Genomic DNA, 25110 nt, shown 5'->3' on the forward strand with positions numbered 1-25110 from the left:
CGAATGCGCGCCGCTCGATGCGGCGCATCACGAACGAACGGAGACAGATCATGGCAAGCGTGCTCCTGCGCAACATCGCGAAGCGCTACGACGACACCGAAGTGCTGCGCAACGTGAACCTCGACATCGCCGACGGCGAATTCGTCGTGTTCGTCGGCCCGAGCGGCTGCGGCAAATCCACGCTGATGCGGATGATCGCCGGGCTCGAGGACATCTCGAACGGCGACCTGCTGATCGACGGCGCGAAGGTCAACGACGTGCCGAGCGCGAAGCGCGGCATTGCGATGGTGTTCCAGTCGTATGCGCTGTACCCGCACATGACGCTGTACGACAACATGGCGTTCGGCCTGAAGCTCGCGGGCGCGAAGAAGCCCGAGATCGACCAGGCCGTGAAGCAGGCCGCGAAGATCCTCCACATCGACCACCTGCTCGACCGCAAGCCGAAGCAGCTGTCGGGCGGCCAGCGGCAGCGCGTCGCGATCGGCCGCGCGATCACGCGCAAGCCGAAGGTGTTCCTGTTCGACGAGCCGCTGTCGAACCTCGACGCCGCGCTGCGCGTGAAGATGCGGCTGGAATTCGCGCGGCTGCACGACGAGCTGAAGACGACGATGATCTACGTGACGCACGACCAGGTCGAGGCGATGACGCTCGCCGACAAGATCGTCGTGCTGTCGGGCGGCGCGGTGCAGCAGGTCGGCACGCCGAACGCGCTGTATCACGCGCCGGCGAACCAGTTCGTCGCGGGCTTCATCGGCTCGCCGAAGATGAACTTCCTGAAGGGCACGGTCGAATCGGCCGATGCGGCCGGCGTGCTCGTGCGGTTCGACAGCGGCGAGACGCAGCGTGTCGCGGTGGACGCGGCGGGGCTGCAGCGCGGCGCGGCGGTGACCGTCGGCGTGCGGCCCGAGCACCTGCTGGTCGATGCGGCGGCGCCGGGCGTCGCCGCGCGGACGATGGCCGTCGAGTCGCTCGGCGACGCCGCGTATCTGTATGCGGAGTCGGCCGTCGCGCCGGATGGGCTGATCGCGCGGATTCCGCCGCTCGATACGTACCGCACCGGCGACGCGTTGCGCGTGCATGCGCAGGCCGAGCACTGCCATCTGTTCGACGAAAACGGGCAGGCGTTCCGGCGGTTGAGCGTGCACGCGAAGGCGGCGTGACGCGTCGGTGTTCGGCGGTTTGCGCGTCGATCGTACCTCCCCCGCGGTAGCGCGAAGCAATGCCGGTACGGCCGAGCGCCGCGCAGGATCTATGGCGGCGTCAGGCCGCCTTCGCGGCGAGCGCGGCGCGCGCGCACGCTTCGTCGGTGACGAGGCCCGACAGCCAGCCGCCGCGCAGCGCGGCGATTACCGCGTCGTGTTTCCTCGGGCCGCCGGCGAACGCGATCGTCGGCCGCTTCGGCGGCGTGGCGAGCGCGACGCTCGTCACGCGCGCGCTCGTCGACACGGTGATCCGCGTGCCCTGCGCGTCGATCGGCACGCCGAGCAGCTCGGCCACCGCGCCGAGCGCGGTCATCTCGTCGCGCTCCTGTTCGGTGATGAAGCCGTCCTCGTAGAGCGGGCAGTGCGGGCCGATGTTGCCGATCCCGACGAACGCGACGTCGGCCTCGCCGGACAGCGCCTCGACGATCCGATACAGCCGATGATTGCACCACTGCGCGCGCTCGGCGTCGCTGTCGGCGAACAGCGGCGCGGGCAGCAGGAAATGCTTGCTGCCGGTTTTCTCGGAGATGTACTGCGCGACGTCGTAGCGGTTCGACGAACCGTCGGCCGCGATCGCGCCGACCATCGACACGAGCCGGTGCTGCGGGCGATCGATCTGCGCGATCTGCGCGACCGCGGCCTTCAGCGTCCGGCCGCTGCTGACCGCGATCACCATCGGCCGCGTTTCGCTCAGGTAGCGCTCCATCACCTGCGCGCCGGCGACCGCGAGCTTGCGGTCGATCGCGTCGGGCGCATCGGCGTCGACGGGCACGACTTCGCACATCGCGAGGCCGTAGCGTTTCGACAGTTGCGCGCCGAGGTCGAGACAATCGGCGAGCCGATGGTCGACGCGTACGCGGATCAGGTTCTTCTCGACCGCGAACGCGACGAGGCGCTGCGCGACGGGGCGCGACACCTGCAGCTTTTCGGCGATTTCGTTCTGCGTGTCGCCCGCGACGTAATAGAGCCACGCGGCGCGCGTGGCGAGATCGAGTTTTTCTGAGGACTTGGACACGATAGCGATTCGGTTCGGATCGGGGGGCCGCCCCGCGGGCCGGCCGGCGGGCCGCATGACGGCATCCACTGTAACGCATGTCGCGCGCGCGGCCGGCGGCGGCCCGCGCGAGCGCGGCGCCTACGCGAGCCGTGCGCGCGACGGCTCGTACAGCGGCCGCACGTGGCGGTACAGCGTGCGGAACGCATCGAGGCGTTCGCGCAGCCGCGCATGGCGGGCGGCGTCCGGTGCGTATTCGGCGCGCACCGGCGGCTTGGTCAGCACCGTATGCGGATCGCCGCCGGCGGCCAGCCAGCCGAGCCGTGCCGCGCCGAGCGCCGCGCCCGTTTCGCCGCCGCCGATCTGGCGCGTGCGCACGTTCAGCGCGTCCGCGATCAGTTGCGCCCAGAACGCGCTGCGCGCGCCGCCGCCGATCAGCGACAACTGGTCGGTTTCGACGCCGGCCGCGTGCAGCGCATCGAGGCCGTCGGCGAGGCCGAGCGTCACGCCTTCGAGCACCGCGTAGCCGAGATGCGCGCGCTCGGTCGCGTGCGTCATCCCGAAGAACACGCCTTGCGCGTACGGATCGTTGTGCGGCGTACGTTCGCCGGACAGGTAGGGCAGGAACAGCGGGGCCGCCGCGAGCGCGTCGGGGTCGAGCGCCTCGACTTCGGCGAGCAGCGCGGGTTCGTCGGTGCCGGTCAGCTTGCACACCCAGCGCAGGCAGCTCGCGGCCGACAGCACGACGCTCATCAGTTGCCAGCGATCCGGAATCGCATGGCAGAACGCATGCACGGCCGACGCGGGATTCGGCATGAAGCGGTCGCCGACCACGCTGAGCACGCCGGACGTGCCGAGCGACACGAAGCCGTCGCCCGCGTGGATCGCGCCGATGCCGAGCGCGCTCGTCGCGTTGTCGCCGCCGCCGCCCGCGACCAGCACGGCCTCGGACAGCCCGAGCTCGCGCGCGACGTCCGCGCGCAGCGTGCCGGACGGCGCGTTGCCTTCGACGATGCGCGGCATCTGTTCGCGCGTCATCCCGCACGCGGCGAGCAGCGCATCGGACCAGTCGCGGCGTGCGACGTCGAGCCACAGCGTGCCGGCCGCGTCCGACGGATCGGACACTTTCGCGCCCGTCAGCCGGAACCGCAGGTAGTCCTTCGGCATCAGCACGCACGCGGTCGCCGCGAACACGTCGGGTTCGTGCTTCGCGACCCACAGCAGCTTCGGCGCGGTGAAGCCGGGCATCGCGAGGTTGCCGGCGAGCGCGTGGAGATCGGGCGCGCGTTCGGTGAGCAGCGCGCATTCGTCGGCGCTGCGCATGTCGTTCCACAGGATCGCGGGGCGCAGCACGCGGTCGTCGCGGCCGAGCAGCACGGCGCCGTGCATCTGGCCCGACAGGCCGATGCCGCGCACCTGCGCGAACGCCTGGGGATGCCGTTCGCGCAGCGCCGCGAGCGCGGCGAGCGTGCCTTGCCACCAGTCGTCCGGATGCTGTTCCGCCCAGCGCGGGTGCGGGCGCGATACGGTGAACGGCGAGCCCGCGGTGCCGACCACCGTGCCGTCCGGGGCCAGCAGCAGCACCTTCACTTCCGAGGTGCCGAGGTCGATGCCGAGATACATGAGCGATCCGTTCGGTCGGTGAGGAGCCGCTACTTTAGCCGGGCCGCACGGCCTGTGCCAAGCGGGTTCGCCCGGCCGCGCGGCCGGGCATCGGCGCGCGGGTCGTCAGCGCGCCGCGAGCCAGGCATCGACGCGCGCGAGCCCGGCGCGCAACGCGTCGAGCAGCGCGGCGTTGCCGGCGAGCGAGCCCCACAAGGCGCGGCTCGCGCACAGCGCGACGACGGGGTCGTCGGCTTCGACGATCGCGCGTGCGGCGCCGTCGTCCATCACGCCGTCCTGGTACGCATACGGCAGCGTGCCGCGCGCCCAGCGTTCGAGAAAGCGCAGGAACAGCGCGGGCAGCACGGCCGTGGCGACCGGCGCGGCGCCGCGCGCGAACGATTCGACGAGCGTCGGCGCGATGAAGCCGGGGATCTTCGAGAAGCCGTCGGCCGCGACGCGCTGGTTCGTGTCGAGCACGTACGGATTGCCGAAGCGCTCGAGCACGACGTCGCGGTAGCGCGCGAGATCGAGCGGGCTCGGCGTCAGGCACGGGATCACGTCCTGCGTCACGTAGTCGTGCGCGAAGCGGCGGATCGCCGCGTCGTGCGTGCCTTCGTGGATGTAGGTGTAGCCCGCGAGCGTGCCGGCCCACGCGATGCAGCTGTGCGTCGCGTTGAGGATGCGGATCTTCGCTTCCTCGTACGGATGCACGTCGTCGACGAGTTCGGCGCCGGCCAGCTCCCAGCGCGGCCGGCCGGCCGCGAAGCGGTCCTCGATCACCCACTGGATGAACGATTCGCCCATCACCGGGCACGCGTCGTCGATGCCGGTGGCCGCACGCACGCGCTCGCGCACGTCGTCGGTCGGGCGCGGCGTGATGCGGTCGACCATCGCGCTGGGCGTCGCGACGTTCGCATCGAACCATGCGAGCAGCCCGCCTTCGCCGCGCCGTTCGAGGAATTCGCGCATGCCCGCGCGAAAGCGCGCGCCGTTGTTGCGCAGGTTGTCGCAGCTTTGCAGCGTGAGCGGGCCCGCGCCGCGTTTCACGCGTTCGGCGAGCAGCGCCGCGAGCGCACCGTACAGCGTCGTGCGCGCGCCCTGCAGGTCGGCGGCGAGATCGGCGTTCGCGACGTCGAGCCGGTTGTGTTCGTCGAGGTAGTAGCCGCCTTCGGTGACGGTGAACGACACGATCCGGCAGGCCGGATCGGCGCCGGCGTCGATCAGCGCGGCGAGGTCGATCGACCATGGCAGCACGCGGGTGATCGCGCGAATCGTCTCGTACGCGCGTTCGCCTTGCGGCGTGACGGTTTCGAGCGTGTAAGCGCCGTGCTGGGCGGCCAGCGCGTCCATCGTCGCGCGCATGTCGTCGCGGATGTTGCCGACGGTCAGCGACCACCGTTCGTCGGCCGGCACGGCCGCGTTCACGCGATGCAGATACCACGCCTGATGCGCGCGGTGAAACGAGCCCGCGCCGATGTGCAGCAGCACGGGCGCGTGGGCGGCGGGCGATTCGCTCATCCGGTGTCTCCTGTTCCTGCCTGTCTGTTTCGTCGAATACGATCTTTTGCTCTTTGTGTGAGCGAATGATCGTATTCGGGCGAACGAAAGTCAAGGCGCGGAAACGGCATTTCGATGGTGCGCTGCGGCGGCGTGCGGGGCAGGGCGGGCGCGGCGGGGCCGGTGGGAAAAGGCGTCAGCGCCCTTCGCGCGTGAGTGCGACGAGTTCGTCGAGCAGCTTGCCGGCCGGCCCCGGCAGGATCCCGTGGCGGCGCCGGAACGCGGTGAGCGTGCGCACCGCGACGACCTCGCGCACCGGCAGCGTGTCGATCGTGCCGGCGCGCCGTTCGGCGCCGACCATCGGCTCGGCCATCCAGCTGAGGAATCCCGCATGCGCGACCAGGCTTTTCAGCGTGATGACCGAACGCGTCTCGACCGCGATGTCGGGCAACGGCAGCCCGTGCGCTTCGAAGGTCGCGCGCATGTGGTCGAACGGCGCGGTGCCGCGCGGCGGAATCGCCCAGCGCGCGTGCAGCGTATCGGCGAGCGTCGGCGGCCGGCCGAGCGCGCGCAGCGGATGGTGCGGCGCCGCAACGATATGGCTGCGATCTTCCCAGCGGCACTCGGGGATCGCGACGATCTCGTCGGTGTCTGGCCCGTGCGCGGACAGCGCGAGGTCGATCTCGTGCTTGACCAGCCCTTGCGCGAGCCGGTCCCACACGCCTTCGATGATTTCGACGCGCAGGTTCGGCCAGCGGTCGAGCACGCGGCCGACCGCGACCGGCAGCACGAGGCTCGCGATGCTGCCCACCGTGCCGACCTTGATCGTGCCTTTTGCGAACCCGCGCATCGCGTCGAGTTCCTCGCGCGCATGCTCGGCCTCGTGCTGCAGCAGCGTCGCGTGCGGCAGCAACGCTTCGCCGAACGCCGTGAGCTGAACGCCCTTCGAATGGCGTTCGAACAGCGGCGCGCCGACCTGCGCCTCGAGCCGCTTCAGGATCCGGCTCAGCGCCGGCTGCGTGACATGCAGCGCGTCGGCGGCGCGGCCCAGGCTGCCGCACGCGACGATGGTCGTGAACGCGTGCAATTGTCGGAGATCGAAAGTCATGCCGGGACGTAATGGCTTTTGGCAAAAAATACAGTATCCGTGAATGGCCTGCGCTTCGATACTGTGGAAACCGCCAAGCCATCGAGGAGACGCCCGAGCATGTCCGGCACCCCGTCCCAATCCGCCGCGCCGATCACCGTTCGCGACGCCGTCATCGATCTGTTTCGCCAGTTCGGCATCGACCGCGTGTTCGGCAACCCCGGCTCGACCGAGCTGCCGATGTTCCGCGATTTTCCCGACGATTTCCGCTACGTGCTCGGCCTGCAGGAGGCCGTCGTGGTCGGCATGGCGGACGGCCACGCGCAGGCCACCGGCCGTGCGGCCGTCGTGAACCTGCATTCGGCGGCGGGCGTCGGCAACGCGATGGGCAATCTCTTCACCGCGTTCAGGAACCGCACGCCGCTGATCGTCACCGCGGGCCAGCAGGCGCGCGCGATTCTGCCGTTCGATCCGTTCCTCGGCGCGACGCAGGCCGCCGAGCTGCCGAAGCCGTACGTGAAATGGAGCATCGAGCCCGCGCGCGCGCAAGACGTGCCGGCCGCGATCGCGCGTGCGTACCGGATCGCGATGCAGGAGCCGCGCGGCCCCGTGTTCGTGTCGATTCCCGTCGACGACTGGGACCAGCCGGCCGAACGGCTGCCGCGCCGTGACGTCAGCAGCATCGTGCGGCCCGATCCCGACGCGCTCGCGCGGCTCGGCGACGCGCTCGACGCCGCGCGGCGCCCGGCGTTCGTGGTCGGCGCGTCCGTCGATCGCGCGGGCGCGTGGGATGACGCCGTGCGCCTTGCCGAGCGGCACCGTGCGCGCGTGTACGTCGCGCCGATGTCGGGGCGCTGCAGTTTTCCGGAGGACCATCCGCTGTTCGCCGGCTTCCTGCCCGCGATCCGCGAGAAGATCGTCGCGCGGCTCGACGGGCACGATCTCGTGTTCGCGTTCGGCGCGCCCGCGTTCACCTATCACATCGAAGGCTCCGGCCCGCACGTGCCGCCGGGCGCGACGCTCGTGCAGCTCGTCGACGATCCGGGCGTCGCCGCGTGGACGCCGTCGGGCGATGCGGTCGTCGGCAACCTGCGGCTCGCCGCGCGCGATCTGCTGGCGCGGCCCGCGCCGCCCCAGCGGCCGATGCCCGCGCCGCGCGCGCCGCGTGTCCGCGTCGACGCGCCTGCCGCCGGCGCGCGCATGTCGGTCGCGTTCGCGCTGCAGACGCTCGCGGACGTGCGCGACGCACAGGACATCGTCGTCGAGGAGGCGCCGAGCGCGCGGCCGGTGATGCAGGAACATCTGCCGTTCACGCGCAGCGGCACGTTCTACACGATGGACAGCGGCGGGCTCGGCTACGGGATGCCGGCCGCCGTCGGTGTCGCGCTCGCGCGGCCGGGCCGGCGCGTGATCGGGCTGATCGGCGACGGCTCGAGCCTGTATTCGATCCAGGCGCTGTGGAGCGCCGCGCAACTGAAGCTGCCGATCACGTTCGTGATCCTGAACAACCGGCGGTATGCGGCGCTGCAGGATTTCGCGCCCGTGTTCGGCTTCGGCCCCGGCGACCCCGTGCAGGGCACCGATCTGCCCGACCTGGATTTCGTCGCGCTCGCGCAAGGGATGGGCTGCCGCGGCGTACGCGTGGCCGATGCAGCGCTCCTGCGCGATACGCTGGCCGACGCGCTGCGTGCGGCGACGCCGGTCGTCGTCGAAGTCGAGATTGCCTGATGCGCCGCGCGCGTCTTTCCGGAGATTCCATGCAAACCGTAGCGATGCTGATCGGCGGCGAACGCCGGCACTCGTCCAGCGGCGCGACCTTCGTGCGCCGCAACCCGCTCGACGGCGAAATCGCGTCGGCCGCGCCCGCGGCCACCGCCGACGATGCGCGCGCGGCGGCCGACGCGGCCGCCCGCGCGTTGCCCGGCTGGGCCGCGCTCGGCCCCGGCGCGCGGCGCGCATGGCTGCTGAAAGCGGCCGCCGCGCTCGAAGCGAAGCACGAGCAGTTCGTCGCCGCGATGGCGGCCGAGACGGGCGCGTCCGCGCTGTGGGCCGGCTTCAACGTGCAGCTCGCGGCGAGCGGGCTCGTCGAGGCCGCGTCGCTGACCACGCAGGTCGGCGGCGAGCTGATTCCGTCCGACGTGCCGGGCTCGCTCGCGATGGGCGTGCGGCAGCCGGCCGGCGTCGTGCTCGGCATCGCGCCGTGGAATGCGCCGGTGATTCTCGCGACGCGCGCGCTCGCGCTGCCGCTCGCGTGCGGCAACACGATCGTGCTGAAAGGCTCGGAGCTGTGCCCCGTCACGCACGGGCTGGTCGTCGAGGCGATGCAGGAGGCCGGGCTGCCGCCGGGCGTCGTCAACTTCGTGACGAACGCGCCCGACGATGCGGGCGCCGTCGTCGACGCACTGATCGCACACCCGGCCGTGCGCCGCGTGAATTTCACGGGCTCGACGCGGGTCGGCCGGATCGTCGCCGAAGCGTGCGCGCGCCACCTGAAACCGTCGGTGCTGGAACTGGGCGGCAAGGCGCCGTTTGTCGTGCTGGACGATGCCGATCTCGACGCGGCGGTCGCCGCGGCCGCATTCGGCGCATTCGCGAATTCCGGGCAGATCTGCATGTCGACCGAGCGCATCGTCGTCGACGCATCGATCGCCGATGCATTCGTCGCGAAGCTCGCCGACAAGGCCGCGTCGCTGCCGCTCGGCGACCCGCGCAACGGGCCGGTCGTGCTCGGGTCGCTGATCGACACGAAGGCCGTCGAGCGCTGCAACGCGCTGATCGACGATGCGCTCGCGCACGGCGCGACGCTCGTGTGCGGCGGCAAGGCCGACAGCACGCTGTTCCCGGCCACGCTGCTCGACCACGTGACGCCGGCGATGCGTCTCTATGCGGAGGAATCGTTCGGCCCGGTGAAGGGCATCGTGCGCGTCGACGGCGAGGAGGCCGCGATCCGCTGCGCGAACGACAACGCGTTCGGGCTGGCGTCGGCCGTGTTCAGCCGCGACGTCGCGCGGGCGCTGCGCGTCGCCGCACGCATCGAATCGGGCATCTGTCACGTGAACGGCCCGACCGTGCACGACGAGGCGCAGATGCCGTTCGGCGGCGTGAAGGACAGCGGCTTCGGCCACTTCGGCGGCAAGGCCGGCATCGCCGCGTTCACGGACCTGCGCTGGATCACGGTGCAGACGGCGCCGCGCCACTATCCGTTCTGACGAGGCCGCCGACGATGAAGATTGCGATTCTGGGCGCGGGCGCGATGGGCTCGCTGTTCGGCGGGCGGCTCGCCGAAAGCGGCGAAGCCGTCACGCTGATCGACGTGAACGACGCGCATCTCGAAGCGATCCGCCGCGACGGGCTGCGCATCGACGACGACCGCGGCGAACGGCGCATTCGCACGCTGCACGCCATGCGGCCGGAAGCCGCGAATGCGGACGCGGCCGCCGCGCCCGACACGCCGTTCGACCTGCTGATCGTTTTCACGAAATCGCTGCACACGCGGGCGGCGCTCGACGGCGTGCGCGCGCTGCTGACGCCGGACACGTTCGTGCTGACGCTGCAGAACGGGCTCGGCAACGTCGAGACGGTGAATGCGTTCGTGCCGATCGAGCGCATCCTGGTCGGCGTGACGACGTGGCCGGCCGATGCGGCCGGGCCCGCGCACGTGCGCTCGCACGGCGCCGGCACGGTCCGCATGATGACGGCCGACGGCGCGGCGCGCCCGTTCGCGGCGGCCGTGGCCGACGCGCTGTCGCGCGCGGGGCTCGCCTGCACGCTCGACGCCGACGTGTGGGCCGCGATCTGGGAGAAGGTCGCGTTCAACGCGGCGCTCAACACGGTGTGCGCGGCGACGGGCTGCACCGTCGACCAGCTCGGCCATCATCACGACGGGCCGCGGCTCGCGCTCGCGCTCGCGGCTGAGACCGCCGCCGTCGCGCACGCGAAGGGCATCGCGGTCGACGGCGCGCGGATCGCGCGCAACGTCGAGCATGCGATCCGCGACCATCGCGGCCATCGCCCGTCGATGCTGCAGGACGTGCTCGCGGGCCGCCGCACCGAAATCGACGCGATCAGCGGCAAGGTCGTCGCGGCCGCGCGCGAAACGGGCGTCGCGGTGCCGCATGCGGAGACGCTGCTCGCGCTGGTCCGGTTGATCGACGCACGGGCGAACTGAGCAACGGGCCGGCGGCCGGCTGGCGCCGCGTGACGATACGGATGCCGCGCCCGCGAAGCGACGGCAATGGATCGTGAAGGGTGGGACAACGCACCGGCGCCGATCGATGGGCGCCGGTCGACTGCACAGCATGAGATCCGGGCACGCTTGCGTGCGTCAGCCCGGACAACCGGAGACGCCATGAAAACCATCGAATGCCGTTGTCTCGTCGCGCGCCGTCCGCGCATCTTGCCGCCGGCGCGCGGTGCATCGGAGGCCGCATGAGCACGACCGACGCCCTGAATGAACGGCTGCCGCCGTCGGTCGACATCGGCACGACGCTCGACGACGGGCCGTTCACGCCGATGCAGCGCTGCGTCGTGCTGCTCGCCGCGCTCGCGATCGTGCTCGACGGCTTCGACGGCCAGTTGATCGGTTTCGCGATTCCCGTGCTGATCCGCGAATGGGGCATCGCGCGCGGCGCGTTCGCGCCGGCCGTCGCGGCGGGGCTGGTCGGCATGGGGATCGGCAGCGCGTGCGCGGGGATCGTCGCGGACCGCTTCGGTCGCCGCCAGGCCGTGATCGGCAGCGTATTCCTGTTCGGCCTCGCGACCTGCGCGATCGGGTTCGCGCCCGACGTCGCGACGATCGCGATACTGCGCTTTTGCGCGGGGCTCGGGATCGGCGGCGCGCTGCCGACGGCCACGACGATGACCGCCGAATACACGCCCGCGCGGCGCCGCACGATGATGGTGACCGCGACGATCGTCTGCGTGCCGCTCGGCGGGATGCTGGCCGGCCTGTTCGCGCACGAGGTGCTGCCGCGCTACGGCTGGCGCGGGCTGTTCTTCGCGGGCGGCGCGTTGCCGCTCGTGCTCGGCTTCGTGCTCGTGCGCGCATTGCCGGAATCGCCGCGTTATCTGGCACGGCGTCCCGCACGCTGGCCGGAACTCGGCGCGCTGCTCGCGCGGATGCGGCGGCCGGTCGCGCCGGGCACGGTGTTCACCGATATGAAGGACGCTCGCGCGCCGGGCGGCCGCGGCGGCTTCGGCGCGCTGTTCGCGAGCGGGCAGGCGCGCGACACGATCGCGCTGTGGTGCGCGTTCTTCATGTGCCTGCTCGCCGTGTATGCGGCGTTCAGCTGGCTGCCGACGATGCTCGCGGCGAGCGGGTTGAGCGTGTCGGTCGCGGGCTCGGGGCTCACCGCGTACAACCTCGGCGGCGTGATCGGCGCGCTGCTGTGCGCATGGGCGATCGCGCATGCGGGCTCGCGCTGGCCGCTCGCGCTGTGCAGCATCGGCGGCGCGGCGAGCGCGGTGTGGCTGATGGGTGTCGATGCGAGCCGCCACACGGGCTGGCTGATCGTCGGGCTCGGCCTGCACGGGTTGTTCGTCAACGCGGTGCAGTCGACGATGTATGCGCTCTGCGCGTACATCTACCCGACGGCCGTACGCGCGACGGGCACCGCGAGCGCGCTCGCGTTCGGCCGGCTCGGCGCGATCCTCAGTGCGTTCGCGGGCGCGATCGTGATCACGTCGGGCGGCGCGGGCGCGTACCTGACGATGCTGGCCGTCGCGATGGGCGTGGTGTGCGTCGCGCTGCTCGCGGTGCGGCGGCACATTCCGCGGCTGTCGCGCGCGCCGGCTCAGCCGCGCGAAGGGGAGGAACTCGCCCGCACGTCGTCGTGACGGCGGGCGCGTGACGCGCGTTACAGCGTGGTGCGCACGTGCCAGAGCTCGGGGAACAGCACGACGTCGAGCATCTTGCGCAGGTACGGCGCGCCGCTCGTGCCGCCCGTGCCCTGCTTGAAGCCGATGATGCGTTCGACTGTCGTCACGTGACGGAAGCGCCACTGGCGGAACGCATCCTCGAGATCGACCAGTTCCTCGGCCATCTCGTACAGCTCCCAGTGCTGCTGCGGATGACGATAGACCTCGAGCCATGCGGCCTCGACCGTCTCGTCGTGCCGCATCGGCTGCGTCCAGTCGCGCTCGAGCCGCTCCGCCGCGATCGCGAACCCGCGCCGCGCGAGCAGGCGCACGACCTCGTCGTAGAACGACGGCGCCTCGAGTGTCGCGCGCACCTGTTCGAGGATGTCCGGCCGGTGCGCATGCGGCTGCAGCATCTGCGCGTTCTTGTTGCCGAGCAGGAATTCGAGCTGGCGATACTGGTACGACTGGAAGCCCGACGACTGGCCGAGATACGGCCGCATCGCCGAATACTCGGACGGCGTCATCGTCGACAGCACGTTCCACGCCTGCACCAGTTGCTCGAGGATGCGCGACACGCGCGCAAGCATCTTGAACGCGGGCGGCAGCGCGTCGGTGCGCACGGCATCGAGCGCGCCGCGCAGCTCGAACAGCGCGAGCTTCATCCACAGCTCGCTCGTCTGATGCTGGATGATGAACAGCATCTCGTTGTGATCGGGCGACAGCGGATGCTGCGCGTCGAGGATCGAATTCAGCGACAGGTAGTCGCCGTAGCTCATCGACTTCGAGAAATCGAGTTGCGCGTTGTGCCAGCCGGCTTGCGTGTCCGCCTCGCCCGGCACGTGCGGCGCTTCATGCGCGGCTTGCGCCGGTTGGGCGGCGCGTGCGCCCGAGAACGGGCAGCCTGCCGGCGCGTCGCCGCCGGGCGGCTGCATATGACCAGAATTCACGACTTTCTCCAGATTTGAATGACGAACGCGCGGCGCGTGCGCCGCCTGCAACGGCGGCGTGCCGCGCAAGACCGCTCAGGTCACCGCGCCGCGTTCGGCGAATTCGGGCGCCTTCCACGCATCGGTGGCGAGGATGTCGCGCAGCGTCTCGACCGCATCCCACACGTCGGCGAAGCGCGTATAGAGCGGCGTGAAGCCGAAGCGCAGCACGTACGGCTCGCGGTAGTCGCCGATCACGCCGCGCGCGATCAGCGCCTGCATGACCTCGTAGCCGTGCGGATGCTCGAAGCTCGCCTGCGAGCCGCGCTGGTGATGCGCGCGCGGCGTGACGAGCTTCAGCGACAGGCCCGCGCAGCGCGCTTCGACGAGCGCGATGAACGCGTCGGTCAGCGCGAGCGACTTGCGGCGGATCGCATCCATGTCGGTCTGCAGGAACACGTCGAGCCCGCATTCGACCATCGACATCGACACGATCGGCTGCGTGCCGCACAGGAAGCGCGCGATGCCCGGATCCGGCGCGAAGCCCGGCTGCATCGCGAACGGCGCGCGATGGCCCCACCAGCCCGACAGCGGCTGCGAGAAATGCGCGAGGTGACGCTGCGGCACCCACACGAACGCGGGTGAGCCGGGGCCGCCGTTCAGGTACTTGTACGTGCAGCCGACCGCGCCGTCCGCGCGTGCGCCGTTCAGGTCGACCGGCACCGCGCCGGCCGAGTGCGCGAGGTCCCACAGCATCAGCGCGCCCGCGTCGTGCACGAGCTGCGTGACGGCCGGCATGTCGTGCATGTAGCCGGTGCGGTAGTTCACGTGCGTGATCATCGCGACGGCCGTGTCCGCGCCGAGCGCGCCGGGCAGGTCGGCCGGATCGTCGATCAGGCGCAGCTCGTAGCCGCCGCCGAGCTGTTCGATCAGCCCCTGCGCGATATACAGGTCGGTCGGGAAGTTCGAGCGTTCCGACACGATCACGCGGCGCTCGGGCGCGCGCTCGGCCTGGTGGCGCAGCATCGCCGACAGCAGCTTGAACAGGTTGATCGAGATCGTGTCGGTCACGACCGTTTCGCCGGGCGCGCCGCCGATCAGCGTCGCGAGCTTGTCGCCGAGGCGGCGCGGCAGCGCGAACCAGCCGGCCGTGTTCCAGCTGCGGATCAGGCCGTCGCCCCATTCGGCGCCGATCACCTGCTGCGCGCGGGCGGCCGACGCGCGCGGCTGCGCGCCGAGCGAATTGCCGTCGAGGTAGATCACGCCGTCGGGCAGCGAGAACTGGTCGCGCAGCGGGGCCAGCGGGTCGTCGCGGTCGAGCGCGAGCGCGTCTTCACGGGTCTTGATCATCATGATGTGGGGTCGTAGGTCGGGGTAGTCAGGCGGCGCGGGCGGGCAGCGCGCGCAGCACCGCGCGCACGGGGCTCGCGTCGAGTGTCGCGAACTTCAGCGGCAGCGCGATCAATTCGTAGTCGCCGGGCGGCACGTCGTCGAGCACGATGCCTTCGAGGATCGCCATCCGGTGCGCGCGCACACGATGATGCGCATCCATCGTCTTCGATTCCTGCGGGTCGAGCGACGGCGTGTCGATGCCGATCAGCTTGACGCCATGCACGGCGAGCAGATCGACGGTGTCGGGCGCGACCGCGCAGAAATGGCTGTCCCATCGTTCGACCGCGGCGCGCGCATACGTGCGCAGCAGCACGCGCGGCGGCACGCCGTCGAGCGCGGCCGCGATATCGGCCGGCCGCACGACGGGCGCCGCGCCGATGCAATGGATCACGCGGCACGGGCCGAGATAGGTGTCGAGCGGCACCGCGCCGATCGGCGCGCCGTCGGCGTCGTAGTGCAGCGGCGCGTCGCAGTGCGCGCCCGTGTGCGGCGACAGCGTCAGGCGCGCGACGTTGACCGGCGAACCGGCCTCCATCCGCCACACGCGCTCGACGGAAACCGGCGTATCGCCCGGCCACACGGGGGTGGCGGGGCTGACGGGCGGCGAGATGTCCCAGAGTGTGTCCATGGCATGACGAATCGTGAATCGATGCATCGAATGATAGGTGGACGCTCGCAGAAAGTGCTTGCGAAATAAACATGGACAATCCGCCGGATTGGCAGATAATTCGACTCAGAGGGAAAACGGGGACCAAAAATGCACGCGATCACGCTCGATGCCACCGACTGCCGGATTCTGGCGGTATTGCAGGAGGAGGGCAGAATCAGCAATCTCGACCTGGCCGAACGCATTTCGCTTTCGCCATCCGCCTGCCTGCGCCGCATGCGCCTGCTCGAGGAGCAGGGCGTGATCGAGCACTATCGCGCGTGCCTGAGCCGCGAGAAGCTCGGCTTCGAGCTCGAGGCGTTCGTGCAGGTGTCGATGCGCAACGAAGAGAATCAATGGCACGAGCGCTTCGCGGAAGCGCTGCGCGAATGGCCGGAGGTGGTCGGCGCGTTCGTCGTGACGGGCGAGAGCCACTATCTGCTGCGCGTGCTCGCGCACAACCTCAAGCACTATTCGGATTTCGTGCTGAACCGCCTGTACAAGGCGCCGGGCGTGATGGACATCCGTTCGAACATCGTGCTGCAGACGCTGAAGGACGAAGCCGGCGCGCCGGTCGGCCTTGCGCGCACGGGGGCGATCAAAGCGGTGTGAGGCCGTGGAAGCCGCCGCCGTGGAACACGAGCGGCGGGGCGGCGTCCGATACGGCGCGCACGCCGCAGCGTTCCACTTCGCCGACGAAGATCACGTGGTCGCCTTCGTCGTAGCGGCTGCGGTTGTGGCATTCGAACCACGCGAGCGCGCCGTCGAGCACGGGCATCCCCGAGTTGCCGGCCGCGTGCGCGATCCCTTCGAAGCGGTCGCCCTTGTAGGTCGAAAAGCGCTTGCACAGGTCGAGCTGCGACGCCGCGAGCACGTTCACCACGTAATGGCTGTTGCCGCGGAACACCGGCGTCGACGCCGATTTGTGCGCGAGGCTCCACAGCACGAGCGGCGGATCGAGCGAAACCGAATTGAACGAGCTGGCGGTGATGCCGATCAACTGGCCGGAGGGCGCCTGCGTCGTGATCACCGTCACGCCCGTCGCGAACTGGCCGAGCGCCTGCCGGAAGGCGGCCGAGTCGAAATCCGGCGGATTGGCGTGGCTCATCGGGCAGCCATCCGGAACGGGACGGGCGGGCGCGACACGGCGCGGGTGCGACAGGCGCGGCGGACGAAAGACGACAAGGCGGTCGATGAGGAAGGGGTGCGCATGGCCCGATTTTAGCGGAATCGGGGCCGCCGGGCCCGGTCGGGCGGCGCATCGTGACGGCAGGGTGACGTAGCGAACAGTGCGGCGCGCGGCCGGCATCGCCGTTCCGTCACGCTTTTTGACGGTGCGGCCGTTCGTCCCGGCGCCGGATTGCGCTGCCGGGCATTGCATCGCAGCGCGACCCGCGCTATCGCGCCGCCGCCAGCCCGAGCGACAGCGCCCCCGTCACGATCAGGCTCGACGCCCACACCGTGTCGAGATTGAACCAGCTCCGCGACACGAACTTCAGCCCGAGATAGCGGTACACGAGCCATGCGAGCCCGCCGCCGGCGGCGATCATCGCGGCCGCGTGCACGGCCGCGACGACGAGCGCCATCCCGAGATGCGCATCGACGAGCATCGCCGCCGCGCGGTGGCCGGCATCGCGGTCGAGCCCGCAGAGGCCGAGGTAGATCGGCACGAGCATCAGCCCCGCGCCGTGCGCGAGCGCGACCGCGAACGACCACAGGCCGAGCCGCGCCGGCGGAATCCGCGCGAGCGCCCGCGGATGCCGGCGCCGGATCAGTAGCACCGCGCCGAAGCCGATCACGAGCGCGCTCGCGCCGATCCGGATCGCCGTCTGCCACGCGAGCAGCGCGGCGAGCAGCCCGAACGGCAGCATCACCGCGAAGACGGCGAGCGCATGACCGAGCGCGAGATAGCCGAGCGCCGCGACGAGCGCGCCGCCGCGGCGCGTCATCAGCGCGTTCGACACCGCGAGCGGCCAGCCCATCGCCGGGTTGAGCCCGTGATAGACGCCGCTCGCGAGCACGGCCGCCCACAGCGCGAACGGCGCATGAAGCCCGGCGCTCAACGCTTGACCGACGGATAGCAGAACGAGTCGGTCGAGCAGTCGCCGCCTTCGAGCCGGATCTGGTGCGCGCGATAGCCGTCGGGGAATTCGACCCAGTAGTCGTCGGCGAGCGTCAGCCCGCCGTCCGGCCCCGCGTGCGCGAGCACCTGCGCGGCCGGCACGCCGTCCGGATAGAACTGGTCGTCCCACGTCGAATAGAGCGAGTTGGTCCAGTACACGCGCCGGCCGTCGCGGCTGATCTCGACCATCTGCGGGCCGCCCGCGAACGTGCGGCCGTTCGAGTGCGGCGCACGGCGCGCGATGCCGCCGATGCGCACCGACCCGGCGAGCACCGGGTGGTGCGGGTCCGACACGTCGTACTGGCGCATCTCGCCGGTGCCCCAGCACGACACGTACAGGAAGCGGTCGTCGAGCGACAGGTCGATGTCGGTCACGAGCGGCGGCACCGCGCCGAATCCTTGCAGCAGCGGCGGCAACTCGTCGGCCGCCGCCGGCTCGGCCGGGATCGTCGCGGTCTTCTTCACATGGAACTTGCCGCCTTCGCGCCACCAGGTCCAGATCGAGCCTTCGAGATTGGTCGTATCGACCACGACGCCGACGAATCCGTACTCGCGCACCGGGTCGTGCGCGGGCCGCACCTCGAGCGCCATCTGGTGCTGCGCGCCGAGATCGATCGTCTGCACGTTGCGTCGCGCGCGCAGATCCCAGAAATGCAGCCGGTGCCCGTACTTGTTCGCGAGCAGATCCTCGGGGACGATCCCGTTCTCGAATTGCGGCGGCAGCGCCCATTCGCTCGACACCATGTAGTCGCGCGGCAGGTTCCACCAGAAGTCGTAGTGCTTGTCCTGCGGGCCGCGGTCGATTTCCCAGCGGCCGAGCACGTCGAAGGTTTCGCAATCCATGATGAAGATGCCGGGCGCACCGTCGGTGCCGTCCTTGCCCGCCCCGCCGAGCGTGCTCACGTAGATGCCCTCGGGGCCGCAATGCACGGTGTGCGGCCGCGAATAGCCGGTTTTCGCGAAGATCTCGTCGGGCTCGATGATCTTGTGGATGCGCGCCTGCGTCGGATGCGGCTTCGTGTCGATCACGTAGATGCGCGACGAGCGCAGGCCGGGGATGATCAGGAAGCGGCGCTCGAGGAACGCATGGCCGGTGAGCGGCGACAGCGACGACGAGCACGCATTCCAGCCGAAATGGTGAAACTCGTCGCCGGTGTTCGGCATCGTCACCGTATGCACGATCTTGCCGTACGTCGACGAACCGGGCTTCACGTCGATCACGGCGAGCGCGTCGGGTCTGGAAAAATCGGGGCTCAGCAACAACGTATAGGCAAACTCTTCCGCCGGCGCCTGCATCGCAAGCTCGGGCGAAGCGTGAAACGTCGGGTCAGGCCGCATGCTCATGGTGGTGTCTCTCGAAGGTGTCGGATCGTGGACGCACGGCCGTTCGTTGCGGACGTGCGGACTGCGGTGGCCGCGCGGCGCGCATCATGCCGGCGGAGCGAGCGGCAGGCGAATGCAACGCGTCGGCGACGCGCGCGATGCCGTGCATCAGGTCGTGAAAGCGGGAAAAGGCGACGGGTTGCCGCGCGGCGCGCTCCGTGAAACGGGCACGCGCCACCGCGAAGGTGCGATTGACGTAGCGGCGAGCGGGGCCGCGACGCAGGCGATGTCTGTTAAGGCGTGCATATCGATGTTCCGGCAGATGGTGTTGGCATCGGGGTCGGGCATGCATCGGACGCTGGGTTGACGAGGCGGGTTGACCGCCGCGTGCGCGTGCCTAGTGTAGACGAGAAATACGCTGCCGGTCGCGTGTGACGCCTGGCCGATCTGCCAGTTTAGCGCGCGAGTGAGATACTTGCCGGAGTGCCGCCGCGTCCCGCACCGCGGGCCGGCAGCGGCGATGCGAAACCGTGGCAGTCGGCACGCGTGTGCCGGCTGCCATCATCCACGAGAGGCTGATTTCATGGGGAACGAAATGCTTGAAACCGCGACGCTCGGAGGCGGGTGTTTCTGGTGCACGGAGGCCGTGTTTCTCGACGTCGACGGCGTGACGGCGGTCCAGTCGGGTTACGCGGGCGGTCATACGCGCAATCCGGGCTATCGCGACATCTGCGAAGGCGACACGGGCCACGCGGAAGTCGTCAACGTGACGTTCGATCCGGCGCGCATCGGTTATCGCGAGATCCTTGAGATTTTCTTCGCGACGCACGATCCGACCCAGTTGAACCGGCAGGGCAACGACGTCGGCACGCAGTACCGGTCGGTCGTGTTCACGCACTCGGATGCGCAGCGCGATACGGCGCTCGACGTGATCCGCGAGCTCGAGCGCGAACAGGTGTTCGGCCAGCCGATCGTCACGCAGGTCGTGCCGCTCGACGGCAACTACTGGCCGGCCGAGGACTATCATCAGAACTATTACGCGCGCAACCCGGGGCAGGGCTATTGCTCGGTCGTGATCGGGCCGAAGCTCGCGAAATTCCGGCAGAGGTTCTCGCACCGGCTGAAGTCGCTGCGCGGCGCCTGAGCGTCGGCCGCGGCAACCGGCGTCACGCCGCCTCGTTGCGCCACTGCGCGCACGCGGCGGCGATTTCGCGTGCGAGCGCGAGGCACGACAGCGGTGCCGAGCCTTCCGCCTTGTTGTTGATCGTGATGATCACCGGCTGCCCGGCCAGCGCGTAGCGCGCGGCCAGTTCGGCGAGCGCCGAGCGCGTGGCCGGATCCTCGTCGACGAGCTTGTCGAACGGCTCGTATTTCGCTTTCGCCTGCTCGTACTTGAAGCCGCCGTGCAGGCTCCAGCGCACGATCAGCGGGCCCGGCGCGTCGCCATCGAGCAGCGCGAGCGCGGCGGCCTGGCGCAGCGGGTCGGGCATCCGCGCGTGCAAGCCGACGCAGTAGCGCACGCCGAGCGCGGCCAGTGCGCGGATGAAGCGCGGCGTGAGCAGGCTCGCGTCGCGGATCTCGATCGCGTAGCGCGTGCCGTCGGCGTCCGGCGGCAACGGCGGCAGCGCCGCGAAGAACGCGGCGAGCCGGTCGATCAGCGCGGCCGGCTGCGCGAGCAGTTGATCGGGCAGCGGCGAGAACTGGAACACGAGCACGCCGGCTTTCCGGCCGAGCCCTTCGAGGCACGGCTGGACGAATTCGCGGGTCGCGAGCGGCGCATCGAGGAACGTCGGGTTCGGCCCGGACGGTTCGCCGCGCCGGCCGCGGATCACCGCGTCGGTCACCGCGGCCGGCGCCTTCACGACGAAGCGGAAATCGTCGGGCACCTGCTGCGCGTAGCGCAGGTAGTCGGCCACCGACAGCGGGCCGTAGAACGACCGGTCGAGGCTCACGCTTTTCAGCAGCGGATGCGCGCCATACGCTTCGAGCCCTTCGCGCGACAGCTTCGTCTGCGCGAAGTCGCCGTCGTAGACGATGCCGTTCCAGCCGGGGAAATACCACGACGACGTGCCGAGCCGCACGTTCGGCGGCAGGCCGGCCGCGACTTCGGCGACGTCCGCCGAGACCGGCGCGGGCAGCACGCCGCGCTTGCGGCGGCCTTTCTTTGGCGGGGCGACCGCCGACGGCGGTTCGTCCCACAGCAGGCCGGACGACGGGGCGGGGGCGTCTTCGGCGGCGGGGCGGGCGGTCGTACGGGCGGGCGGCGCCGGTCGAGGGTCTTTCGCTGCGTCCGGCGTCACGGGCTCGTCGGGGCTGGCGGAGTGGTCGCCGTCCACCGGCGACGTGCGTTCGGCGTCCGTCGGCACGCCGAACAGATCGAACTGTCCGTCGGCGTGCGACTCGTCGGCGTCGTCGTGCCGCTGTCGTTGCGGCGGCGCCTTGCGCCGCGTCCTGCCGTCACCCATGCATGCCCAGCGTGATGCGCCGCCTAGCGCGGCAGCGCGTGTTCGTACATGTAGCGCCGCGACCACGGCAGCGTTTTCGCGCTGCGCCCGGCCTTGCGGCACACGATCTGGAAGATCGACACGTCGTCGTGCTCGAACGCATACGCGCAGCCGGCGAGATACACGCGCCAGATGCGGAATTTTTCGTCGTCGACGAGCTTTCGCGCTTCCTCGGCTTTCGCCTCGAAGTTTTCCGTCCAGATGTCGAGCGTGCGCGCATAGTGCCGGCGCAGGCTTTCGACGTCAACCGCCTCGAGCCCGCCGCGCTGCGCCGCTTCGAGCGCGAGGCTGATGTGCGGGAGCTCGCCGTCCGGGAACACGTAGCGGTCGATGAATTCGCCGCCGCCGAGCGCGGTTTCGCCGCTTTCCGCGTCGGTCGACGTGATCCCGTGGTTCATCGCGATGCCGTCGTCGGTCAGCAGCTCGCGGATGCGCGAGAAATAGAGCGGCAGGTTCTTGCGCCCGACGTGCTCGAACATCCCGACGCTCGTGATGCGGTCGAACTGGCCTTCGATCTCGCGGTAATCCTGCAGACGAATCTCGATCTTGTCTTCCAGCCCCGCCGCCTTCACGCGCGCGGTCGCGAGGTCGAACTGGTTCTGCGACAGCGTCACGCCGAGACACGTCGCGCCGAACTTCTGCGCGGCGCGCAGCACGAGCGCGCCCCAGCCGCAGCCGATGTCGAGCAGGCGCTGGCCGGGCTGCAGCTGGATCTTCGTCAGGATGTGGTCGATCTTCTTGATCTGCGCGGTGGCGAGATCCTCGTCGCCGTTCTCGAAGTACGCGCACGAGTACACCATGTTCTCGTCGAGCCACAGCTTGTAGAACTCGTTCGAGACGTCGTAGTGGTACTGGATCGCTTTCTTGTCGGTGCTCTTCGTGTGATTGAAGTAGCGCTTCACGCGTGCGAGCTTGCTCGCGCTCGTCACGGTGCTGCGCGCGAGCGAGTAGCCGATGTTGATGATGTCCGACAGCTTGCCTTCGATATCGATCTTGCCCTTCACGTATGCCTCGCCGAGGTTGTCGAGGCTCGGTTCGAGCAGCAGCGGCAGCGCCGACGCGCTGTTCACCTTCAGCGTGACCTGCGGCGCGCTGAAGGTGCCGAAATCGAGTTGATCGCCGTTCCACAGCACGAGGCGCGCCGGTATGTTCGCTTTTGCCCGTACTTCGTCCGCCCACTGTGCCAGCTTCTTTTCCCAGAACATTTGGATTCTCCGTTTGTTCGTTGAATCGAATACAGCCAAGTATCCTGACCGGCGCCCGCCGCGTGCGTGCGGCGCGGGCGCCCGGATGCAACCCGGAACACGACCGGCATGCGCCGGCGCCGCGCTTACGGCGACAGGCGCGAGATCGTCCAGCCCGACGCTGCCGCGGTGTCGCGCGTATAGAGCAGGCGGTCGTGCAGCCGCGACGGGCGCCCCTGCCAGAACTCGATCGCGTCGGGCACGAGGCGGTAGCCGCCCCAGTGCGGCGGGCGCGGCGGGTTGTCGCCATAGCGTTCGCCGACGGCCTTTTCGCGCGCTTCGAGCGTCGCGCGGCTGTCGATCACGGTGCTCTGGTCCGACGCCCACGCGCCGATGCGCGAGCCGAGCGGGCGCGACGCGAAATAGCGGTCGCTTTCTTCCGCGCTGGTTTTCTCGATCCGGCCTTCGATGCGTACCTGGCGCTCGAGCTCGATCCAGTAGAACAGCAGCGCGGCGTGCGGATGCACGGCCAGATCGTGCCCCTTGCGGCTTTCGTAATTGGTGAAGAAGACGAACCCGCGTTCGTCGACGCCCTTGATGAGCACGATCCGGGCCGACGGCCGGCCGTCGGCGCCGACGGTCGCGAGCGTCATCGTGTTCGGCTCGGGCAGCTTGGCGGCGAGCGCCTCCTTGAACCAGCGATCGAACTGGGCGAAGGGGTCGGGGGCGGCATCGGCTTCGTCGAGCGAAGCGCGCGAATAGTTGATCCGAAGATCGGCGAGAGTCGTCATGTTATGCAAACGCTTCAATCTGGGGCCAGTATAGCGAACGCGCGAGAATCGTGCGTGCGCGGTGGCGCGTGGGAGCGGGGGAGTTCAGGCAGAATAGAGGGCTGCACGACTTACGTTTTCCTTGCTGCCATGTCCGCCGCCGACGCTGCCCCGCCCAGTTCTTCCGATCTTACCCCGACCCCGGAAATCCAGCTTGACGTGGATCGCGCGCGGCGTTTCGGCGGCGTCGCGCGCCTGTACGGCGCGCCGGCGGCCGCCGCGTTCGAGCGGGCGCACGTCGCGGTGATCGGGATCGGCGGCGTCGGGTCGTGGGTGGCCGAGGCGCTCGCGCGCAACGCGGTCGGCACGTTGACGCTGATCGATCTCGACAACGTCGCGGAAAGCAACACGAACCGGCAGATCCATGCGCTCGACGGCAATTACGGCAAGCCGAAGGTCGACGCGATGGCCGAGCGCATCGCGCTGATCGATCCCGCATGCCGCGTGAACCGCGTCGAGGATTTCGTCGAGCCCGACAATTTCGACGCGCTGCTCGGCGGCGGCTTCGACTACGTGATCGATGCGATCGACAGCGTGCGCACGAAGGTCGCGCTGATCGCGTGGTGCGTCGCGAAACGGCAGCCGTTGATCGTCGTCGGCGGCGCGGGCGGGCAGCTCGACCCGACGCGCATTCGCATCGACGATCTCGCGCTGACGATTCAGGATCCGCTGCTGTCGAAGGTCCGCGCGCAGTTGCGCAAGCAGCACGGCTTTCCGCGCGGGCCGAAGGCGCGCTTCAAGGTCAGCGCCGTGTATTCGGACGAGCCGCTGATCTATCCGGAAGCGGCGGCCTGCGACATCGAGGACGGCGCCGAGCCGTCCGCCGTCGCGCACGTCGCGGGGCTCAACTGTGCGGGCTTCGGTTCGAGCGTGTGCGTGACTGCGAGCTTCGGTTTCGCGGCGGCCGCGCATGCGCTGCGGGCGATCGCGGCACGGGCGGCCGGCTGAGCGCGCGGCGCGCGGGCACGCAACGACGATGCCGCGGCGCGGGTGACGTGCCGCGAGCGATAGGCCGATGCAGCCGGGCCGTGGCGGCCCGGCCGGTCGTGCGTCGGGTCAGTTGAGCGCCATGCTCAGCTTGCGTCGCCACGCGGCGACGAGGTCGGGGCGATCGCCGGCCAGTTCGAACACGGAGATCATCGTGCGGCGGCCGAGATCGTCGCCGTACGCGCGATCGCGCGTCACGATTTCCAGCAACTGTTCCAGCGCCCCTTCGTACGCGCGCCGCGCGATCAGGCTCTGCGCGAGGTCGAAGCGCGCGTCGAGATCGGCCGGGTTCGCCGCGATGCGCGCCTCGAGCGCGTCGGTTGGCGGCAGGTCGGCCGTGGCGTCGAGCGCGTCGAAACGGGTCTTGATCGCCTGGTAGCGCGGGTCGCCGTTCTGCACGGTTTGCGGCGACAGGCGCTCGGTCTCCGCGCGTGCGGCATCGACTTCGTTGCGCGCGAGCAGCAGCTCGATCAGGTCGAGGCGCGCGTCGTCGTAGCCGGGGTTCAGCGCGAGCGCCGCTTCGAGGTGCGCGCGCGCATCGTCGAAGCGCTGTTCGGCCATCGCGTACTGCGCGGCGCGGCGTTCGGCTTCCTCGGGGGCCGGCAGCAGGCGGTCGAGGAACGCGCGCAACTGCCCTTCGGGCAGCACGCCGACGAACTGGTCGACCGCCCGCCCGTCGGCGAACGCGATCACGTGCGGGATGCTGCGCGTCTGGAAGTGCGCGGCGAGCTCCTGGTTCTCGTCGACGTTGACCTTCACGAGCTTCCAGCGGCCTGCGTAGTCGGCTTCGAGCTTTTCCAGCAGCGGGCCGAGCGTCTTGCAGGGGCCGCACCACGGCGCCCAGAAGTCGACCAGCACGGGCGTGTCCAGCGACGCCTCGATGACGTCTTTCTCGAATGTGGCAAGCGTGGTGTCCATGGCGTTCTCTTCCGTTCGAATATCGTCAGGGTGG

The 25110-nt window shown here is 70.0% G+C and carries 23 protein-coding genes; 9 read left to right on the forward strand and 14 right to left on the reverse strand.

Annotated elements, in window-relative coordinates:
• Positions 1-50 precede the first annotated feature (50 nt).
• Positions 51-1160 (forward strand): ABC transporter ATP-binding protein, encoded by a 1110-nt coding sequence (locus QZM15_RS29110; RefSeq protein WP_089465288.1) that lies wholly within the window; start codon positions 51-53, stop codon positions 1158-1160.
• A 100-nt stretch (positions 1161-1260) separates the two neighbouring features.
• Here QZM15_RS29110 and QZM15_RS29115 read toward each other — a convergent pair whose 3' ends face one another.
• The 4 genes from QZM15_RS29115 to QZM15_RS29130 form a co-directional block, all read right to left on the reverse strand.
• Entirely contained in the window at positions 1261-2274 is a 1014-nt protein-coding gene (locus tag QZM15_RS29115; protein ID WP_089465099.1) for a sugar-binding transcriptional regulator, read from the reverse strand.
• Positions 2275-2337: 63 nt separating this feature from the next.
• The gene (xylB, locus tag QZM15_RS29120; RefSeq protein ID WP_059644785.1) at positions 2338-3819 is read right to left on the reverse strand and encodes a xylulokinase; all 1482 of its coding nucleotides are present in this window, start codon (positions 3817-3819) and stop codon (positions 2338-2340) included.
• Positions 3820-3924: 105 nt separating this feature from the next.
• Positions 3925-5319 (reverse strand): D-arabinitol 4-dehydrogenase, encoded by a 1395-nt coding sequence (gene dalD, locus QZM15_RS29125; RefSeq protein WP_060966723.1) that lies wholly within the window; start codon positions 5317-5319, stop codon positions 3925-3927.
• 175 nt (positions 5320-5494) lie between these two features.
• On the reverse strand, positions 5495-6406 hold the full coding sequence (locus tag QZM15_RS29130) for a LysR family transcriptional regulator (RefSeq protein WP_185723065.1): 912 nt from the start codon (positions 6404-6406) through the stop codon (positions 5495-5497).
• A gap of 99 nt (positions 6407-6505) precedes the next feature.
• Between QZM15_RS29130 and mdlC the strand changes: the two genes are divergently transcribed.
• The 4 genes from mdlC (at position 6506) to QZM15_RS29150 (ending at position 12220) form a co-directional block, all read left to right on the forward strand.
• Entirely contained in the window at positions 6506-8113 is a 1608-nt protein-coding gene (mdlC, locus tag QZM15_RS29135; protein ID WP_302107770.1) for a benzoylformate decarboxylase, read from the forward strand.
• 29 nt (positions 8114-8142) lie between these two features.
• Positions 8143-9594 (forward strand): aldehyde dehydrogenase, encoded by a 1452-nt coding sequence (locus QZM15_RS29140; protein ID WP_302107771.1) that lies wholly within the window; start codon positions 8143-8145, stop codon positions 9592-9594.
• 14 nt (positions 9595-9608) lie between these two features.
• Entirely contained in the window at positions 9609-10553 is a 945-nt protein-coding gene (locus tag QZM15_RS29145) for a ketopantoate reductase family protein (RefSeq protein WP_226225594.1), read from the forward strand.
• A 260-nt stretch (positions 10554-10813) separates the two neighbouring features.
• Positions 10814-12220, forward strand: a complete 1407-nt coding sequence (locus tag QZM15_RS29150; protein ID WP_302107772.1) for an MFS transporter — start codon at positions 10814-10816, stop codon at positions 12218-12220.
• A 20-nt stretch (positions 12221-12240) separates the two neighbouring features.
• Here the strand turns inward: QZM15_RS29150 and kynA are convergent, their stop codons facing one another.
• The 3 genes from kynA to kynB all read right to left on the reverse strand — a co-directional run bounded on the left by kynA (position 12241) and on the right by kynB (position 15190).
• Positions 12241-13176, reverse strand: coding sequence for a tryptophan 2,3-dioxygenase (gene kynA, locus QZM15_RS29155; protein WP_302107782.1), 936 nt, complete (start codon positions 13174-13176; stop codon positions 12241-12243).
• Positions 13177-13266: 90 nt separating this feature from the next.
• Positions 13267-14517: a kynureninase gene (kynU, locus tag QZM15_RS29160; protein WP_099316958.1), complete on the reverse strand. Its 1251-nt coding sequence runs from the start codon at positions 14515-14517 to the stop codon at positions 13267-13269.
• A gap of 31 nt (positions 14518-14548) precedes the next feature.
• A complete protein-coding gene (gene kynB, locus QZM15_RS29165) occupies positions 14549-15190 on the reverse strand; it encodes an arylformamidase (RefSeq protein WP_302107773.1) in 642 nt (213 codons plus the stop codon).
• A 129-nt stretch (positions 15191-15319) separates the two neighbouring features.
• On the opposite strand from kynB, the gene QZM15_RS29170 reads away from it, so the two are divergent.
• Positions 15320-15820: an Lrp/AsnC family transcriptional regulator gene (locus QZM15_RS29170; RefSeq protein ID WP_006477992.1), complete on the forward strand. Its 501-nt coding sequence runs from the start codon at positions 15320-15322 to the stop codon at positions 15818-15820.
• Here the strand turns inward: QZM15_RS29170 and QZM15_RS29175 are convergent.
• The 3 genes from QZM15_RS29175 to QZM15_RS29185 form a co-directional block, all read right to left on the reverse strand.
• On the reverse strand, positions 15807-16316 hold the full coding sequence (locus tag QZM15_RS29175; RefSeq protein WP_059578443.1) for a flavin reductase family protein: 510 nt from the start codon (positions 16314-16316) through the stop codon (positions 15807-15809). The two genes, QZM15_RS29170 and QZM15_RS29175, sit on opposite strands and share 14 nt — an antisense overlap.
• Positions 16317-16605: 289 nt before the next feature.
• The gene (locus QZM15_RS29180; protein WP_099316759.1) at positions 16606-17271 is read right to left on the reverse strand and encodes a hypothetical protein; all 666 of its coding nucleotides are present in this window, start codon (positions 17269-17271) and stop codon (positions 16606-16608) included.
• Complete coding sequence (locus QZM15_RS29185) at positions 17268-18674, reverse strand: selenium-binding protein SBP56-related protein (RefSeq protein WP_059721409.1); 1407 nt, start codon at positions 18672-18674, stop codon at positions 17268-17270. The genes QZM15_RS29180 and QZM15_RS29185 overlap by 4 nt, the downstream gene beginning before the upstream one ends.
• A gap of 112 nt (positions 18675-18786) precedes the next feature.
• Here QZM15_RS29185 and QZM15_RS29190 point away from each other — a divergent pair, with 112 nt between their 5' ends.
• Both QZM15_RS29190 and msrA read left to right on the forward strand, forming a co-directional pair.
• Entirely contained in the window at positions 18787-19020 is a 234-nt protein-coding gene (locus QZM15_RS29190) for a hypothetical protein (protein WP_244166556.1), read from the forward strand.
• 216 nt (positions 19021-19236) lie between these two features.
• On the forward strand, positions 19237-19797 hold the full coding sequence (gene msrA, locus QZM15_RS29195; protein ID WP_124863894.1) for a peptide-methionine (S)-S-oxide reductase MsrA: 561 nt from the start codon (positions 19237-19239) through the stop codon (positions 19795-19797).
• Positions 19798-19819: 22 nt separating this feature from the next.
• On the opposite strand, the gene QZM15_RS29200 is transcribed toward msrA, so the two are convergent.
• The 3 genes from QZM15_RS29200 to pdxH form a co-directional block, all read right to left on the reverse strand.
• Positions 19820-21118, reverse strand: coding sequence for a DUF72 domain-containing protein (locus tag QZM15_RS29200; protein WP_302107774.1), 1299 nt, complete (start codon positions 21116-21118; stop codon positions 19820-19822).
• A 23-nt stretch (positions 21119-21141) separates the two neighbouring features.
• Entirely contained in the window at positions 21142-22362 is a 1221-nt protein-coding gene (locus tag QZM15_RS29205; RefSeq protein WP_059644817.1) for a cyclopropane-fatty-acyl-phospholipid synthase family protein, read from the reverse strand.
• Positions 22363-22487: 125 nt separating this feature from the next.
• Positions 22488-23132: a pyridoxamine 5'-phosphate oxidase gene (pdxH, locus tag QZM15_RS29210; protein WP_059644820.1), complete on the reverse strand. Its 645-nt coding sequence runs from the start codon at positions 23130-23132 to the stop codon at positions 22488-22490.
• Between the two features lie 129 nt (positions 23133-23261).
• On the opposite strand from pdxH, the gene QZM15_RS29215 reads away from it, so the two are divergent.
• A complete protein-coding gene (locus QZM15_RS29215; protein WP_124863898.1) occupies positions 23262-24119 on the forward strand; it encodes a ThiF family adenylyltransferase in 858 nt (285 codons plus the stop codon).
• Positions 24120-24227: 108 nt separating this feature from the next.
• Here the strand turns inward: QZM15_RS29215 and trxA are convergent, their stop codons facing one another.
• A complete protein-coding gene (gene trxA, locus QZM15_RS29220) occupies positions 24228-25076 on the reverse strand; it encodes a thioredoxin (RefSeq protein WP_124863900.1) in 849 nt (282 codons plus the stop codon).
• Between the last annotated feature and the right edge of the window lie 34 nt (positions 25077-25110).

It is taken from the genome of Burkholderia sp. AU44665, from assembly GCF_030504405.1.
GTDB classification, from domain to species: domain Bacteria; phylum Pseudomonadota; class Gammaproteobacteria; order Burkholderiales; family Burkholderiaceae; genus Burkholderia; species Burkholderia semiarida.

What these genes read in the sequence shown, in the direction of transcription:
- QZM15_RS29145 (WP_226225594.1), top strand. Translation starts at nt 9,609, where the DNA reads ATGAAGATTGCGATTCTGGGCGCGGGCGCGATGGGCTCGCTGTTCGGC.
- msrA (WP_124863894.1), top strand. Translation starts at nt 19,237, where the DNA reads ATGGGGAACGAAATGCTTGAAACCGCGACGCTCGGAGGCGGGTGTTTC.
- QZM15_RS29130 (WP_185723065.1), bottom strand. Translation starts at nt 6,406, where the DNA reads ATGACTTTCGATCTCCGACAATTGCACGCGTTCACGACCATCGTCGCG.
- dalD (WP_060966723.1), bottom strand. Translation starts at nt 5,319, where the DNA reads ATGAGCGAATCGCCCGCCGCCCACGCGCCCGTGCTGCTGCACATCGGC.
- QZM15_RS29140 (WP_302107771.1), top strand. Translation starts at nt 8,143, where the DNA reads ATGCAAACCGTAGCGATGCTGATCGGCGGCGAACGCCGGCACTCGTCC.
- QZM15_RS29150 (WP_302107772.1), top strand. Translation starts at nt 10,814, where the DNA reads ATGAGCACGACCGACGCCCTGAATGAACGGCTGCCGCCGTCGGTCGAC.
- QZM15_RS29200 (WP_302107774.1), bottom strand. Translation starts at nt 21,118, where the DNA reads ATGGGTGACGGCAGGACGCGGCGCAAGGCGCCGCCGCAACGACAGCGG.
- kynA (WP_302107782.1), bottom strand. Translation starts at nt 13,176, where the DNA reads ATGCAGCCGCCCGGCGGCGACGCGCCGGCAGGCTGCCCGTTCTCGGGC.
- QZM15_RS29175 (WP_059578443.1), bottom strand. Translation starts at nt 16,316, where the DNA reads ATGAGCCACGCCAATCCGCCGGATTTCGACTCGGCCGCCTTCCGGCAG.
- xylB (WP_059644785.1), bottom strand. Translation starts at nt 3,819, where the DNA reads ATGTATCTCGGCATCGACCTCGGCACCTCGGAAGTGAAGGTGCTGCTG.
- pdxH (WP_059644820.1), bottom strand. Translation starts at nt 23,132, where the DNA reads ATGACGACTCTCGCCGATCTTCGGATCAACTATTCGCGCGCTTCGCTC.
- QZM15_RS29115 (WP_089465099.1), bottom strand. Translation starts at nt 2,274, where the DNA reads ATGCGGCCCGCCGGCCGGCCCGCGGGGCGGCCCCCCGATCCGAACCGA.
- QZM15_RS29205 (WP_059644817.1), bottom strand. Translation starts at nt 22,362, where the DNA reads ATGTTCTGGGAAAAGAAGCTGGCACAGTGGGCGGACGAAGTACGGGCA.
- mdlC (WP_302107770.1), top strand. Translation starts at nt 6,506, where the DNA reads ATGTCCGGCACCCCGTCCCAATCCGCCGCGCCGATCACCGTTCGCGAC.
- QZM15_RS29170 (WP_006477992.1), top strand. Translation starts at nt 15,320, where the DNA reads ATGCACGCGATCACGCTCGATGCCACCGACTGCCGGATTCTGGCGGTA.
- trxA (WP_124863900.1), bottom strand. Translation starts at nt 25,076, where the DNA reads ATGGACACCACGCTTGCCACATTCGAGAAAGACGTCATCGAGGCGTCG.
- QZM15_RS29110 (WP_089465288.1), top strand. Translation starts at nt 51, where the DNA reads ATGGCAAGCGTGCTCCTGCGCAACATCGCGAAGCGCTACGACGACACC.
- QZM15_RS29190 (WP_244166556.1), top strand. Translation starts at nt 18,787, where the DNA reads ATGCAACGCGTCGGCGACGCGCGCGATGCCGTGCATCAGGTCGTGAAA.
- QZM15_RS29185 (WP_059721409.1), bottom strand. Translation starts at nt 18,674, where the DNA reads ATGAGCATGCGGCCTGACCCGACGTTTCACGCTTCGCCCGAGCTTGCG.
- kynB (WP_302107773.1), bottom strand. Translation starts at nt 15,190, where the DNA reads ATGGACACACTCTGGGACATCTCGCCGCCCGTCAGCCCCGCCACCCCC.
- QZM15_RS29215 (WP_124863898.1), top strand. Translation starts at nt 23,262, where the DNA reads ATGTCCGCCGCCGACGCTGCCCCGCCCAGTTCTTCCGATCTTACCCCG.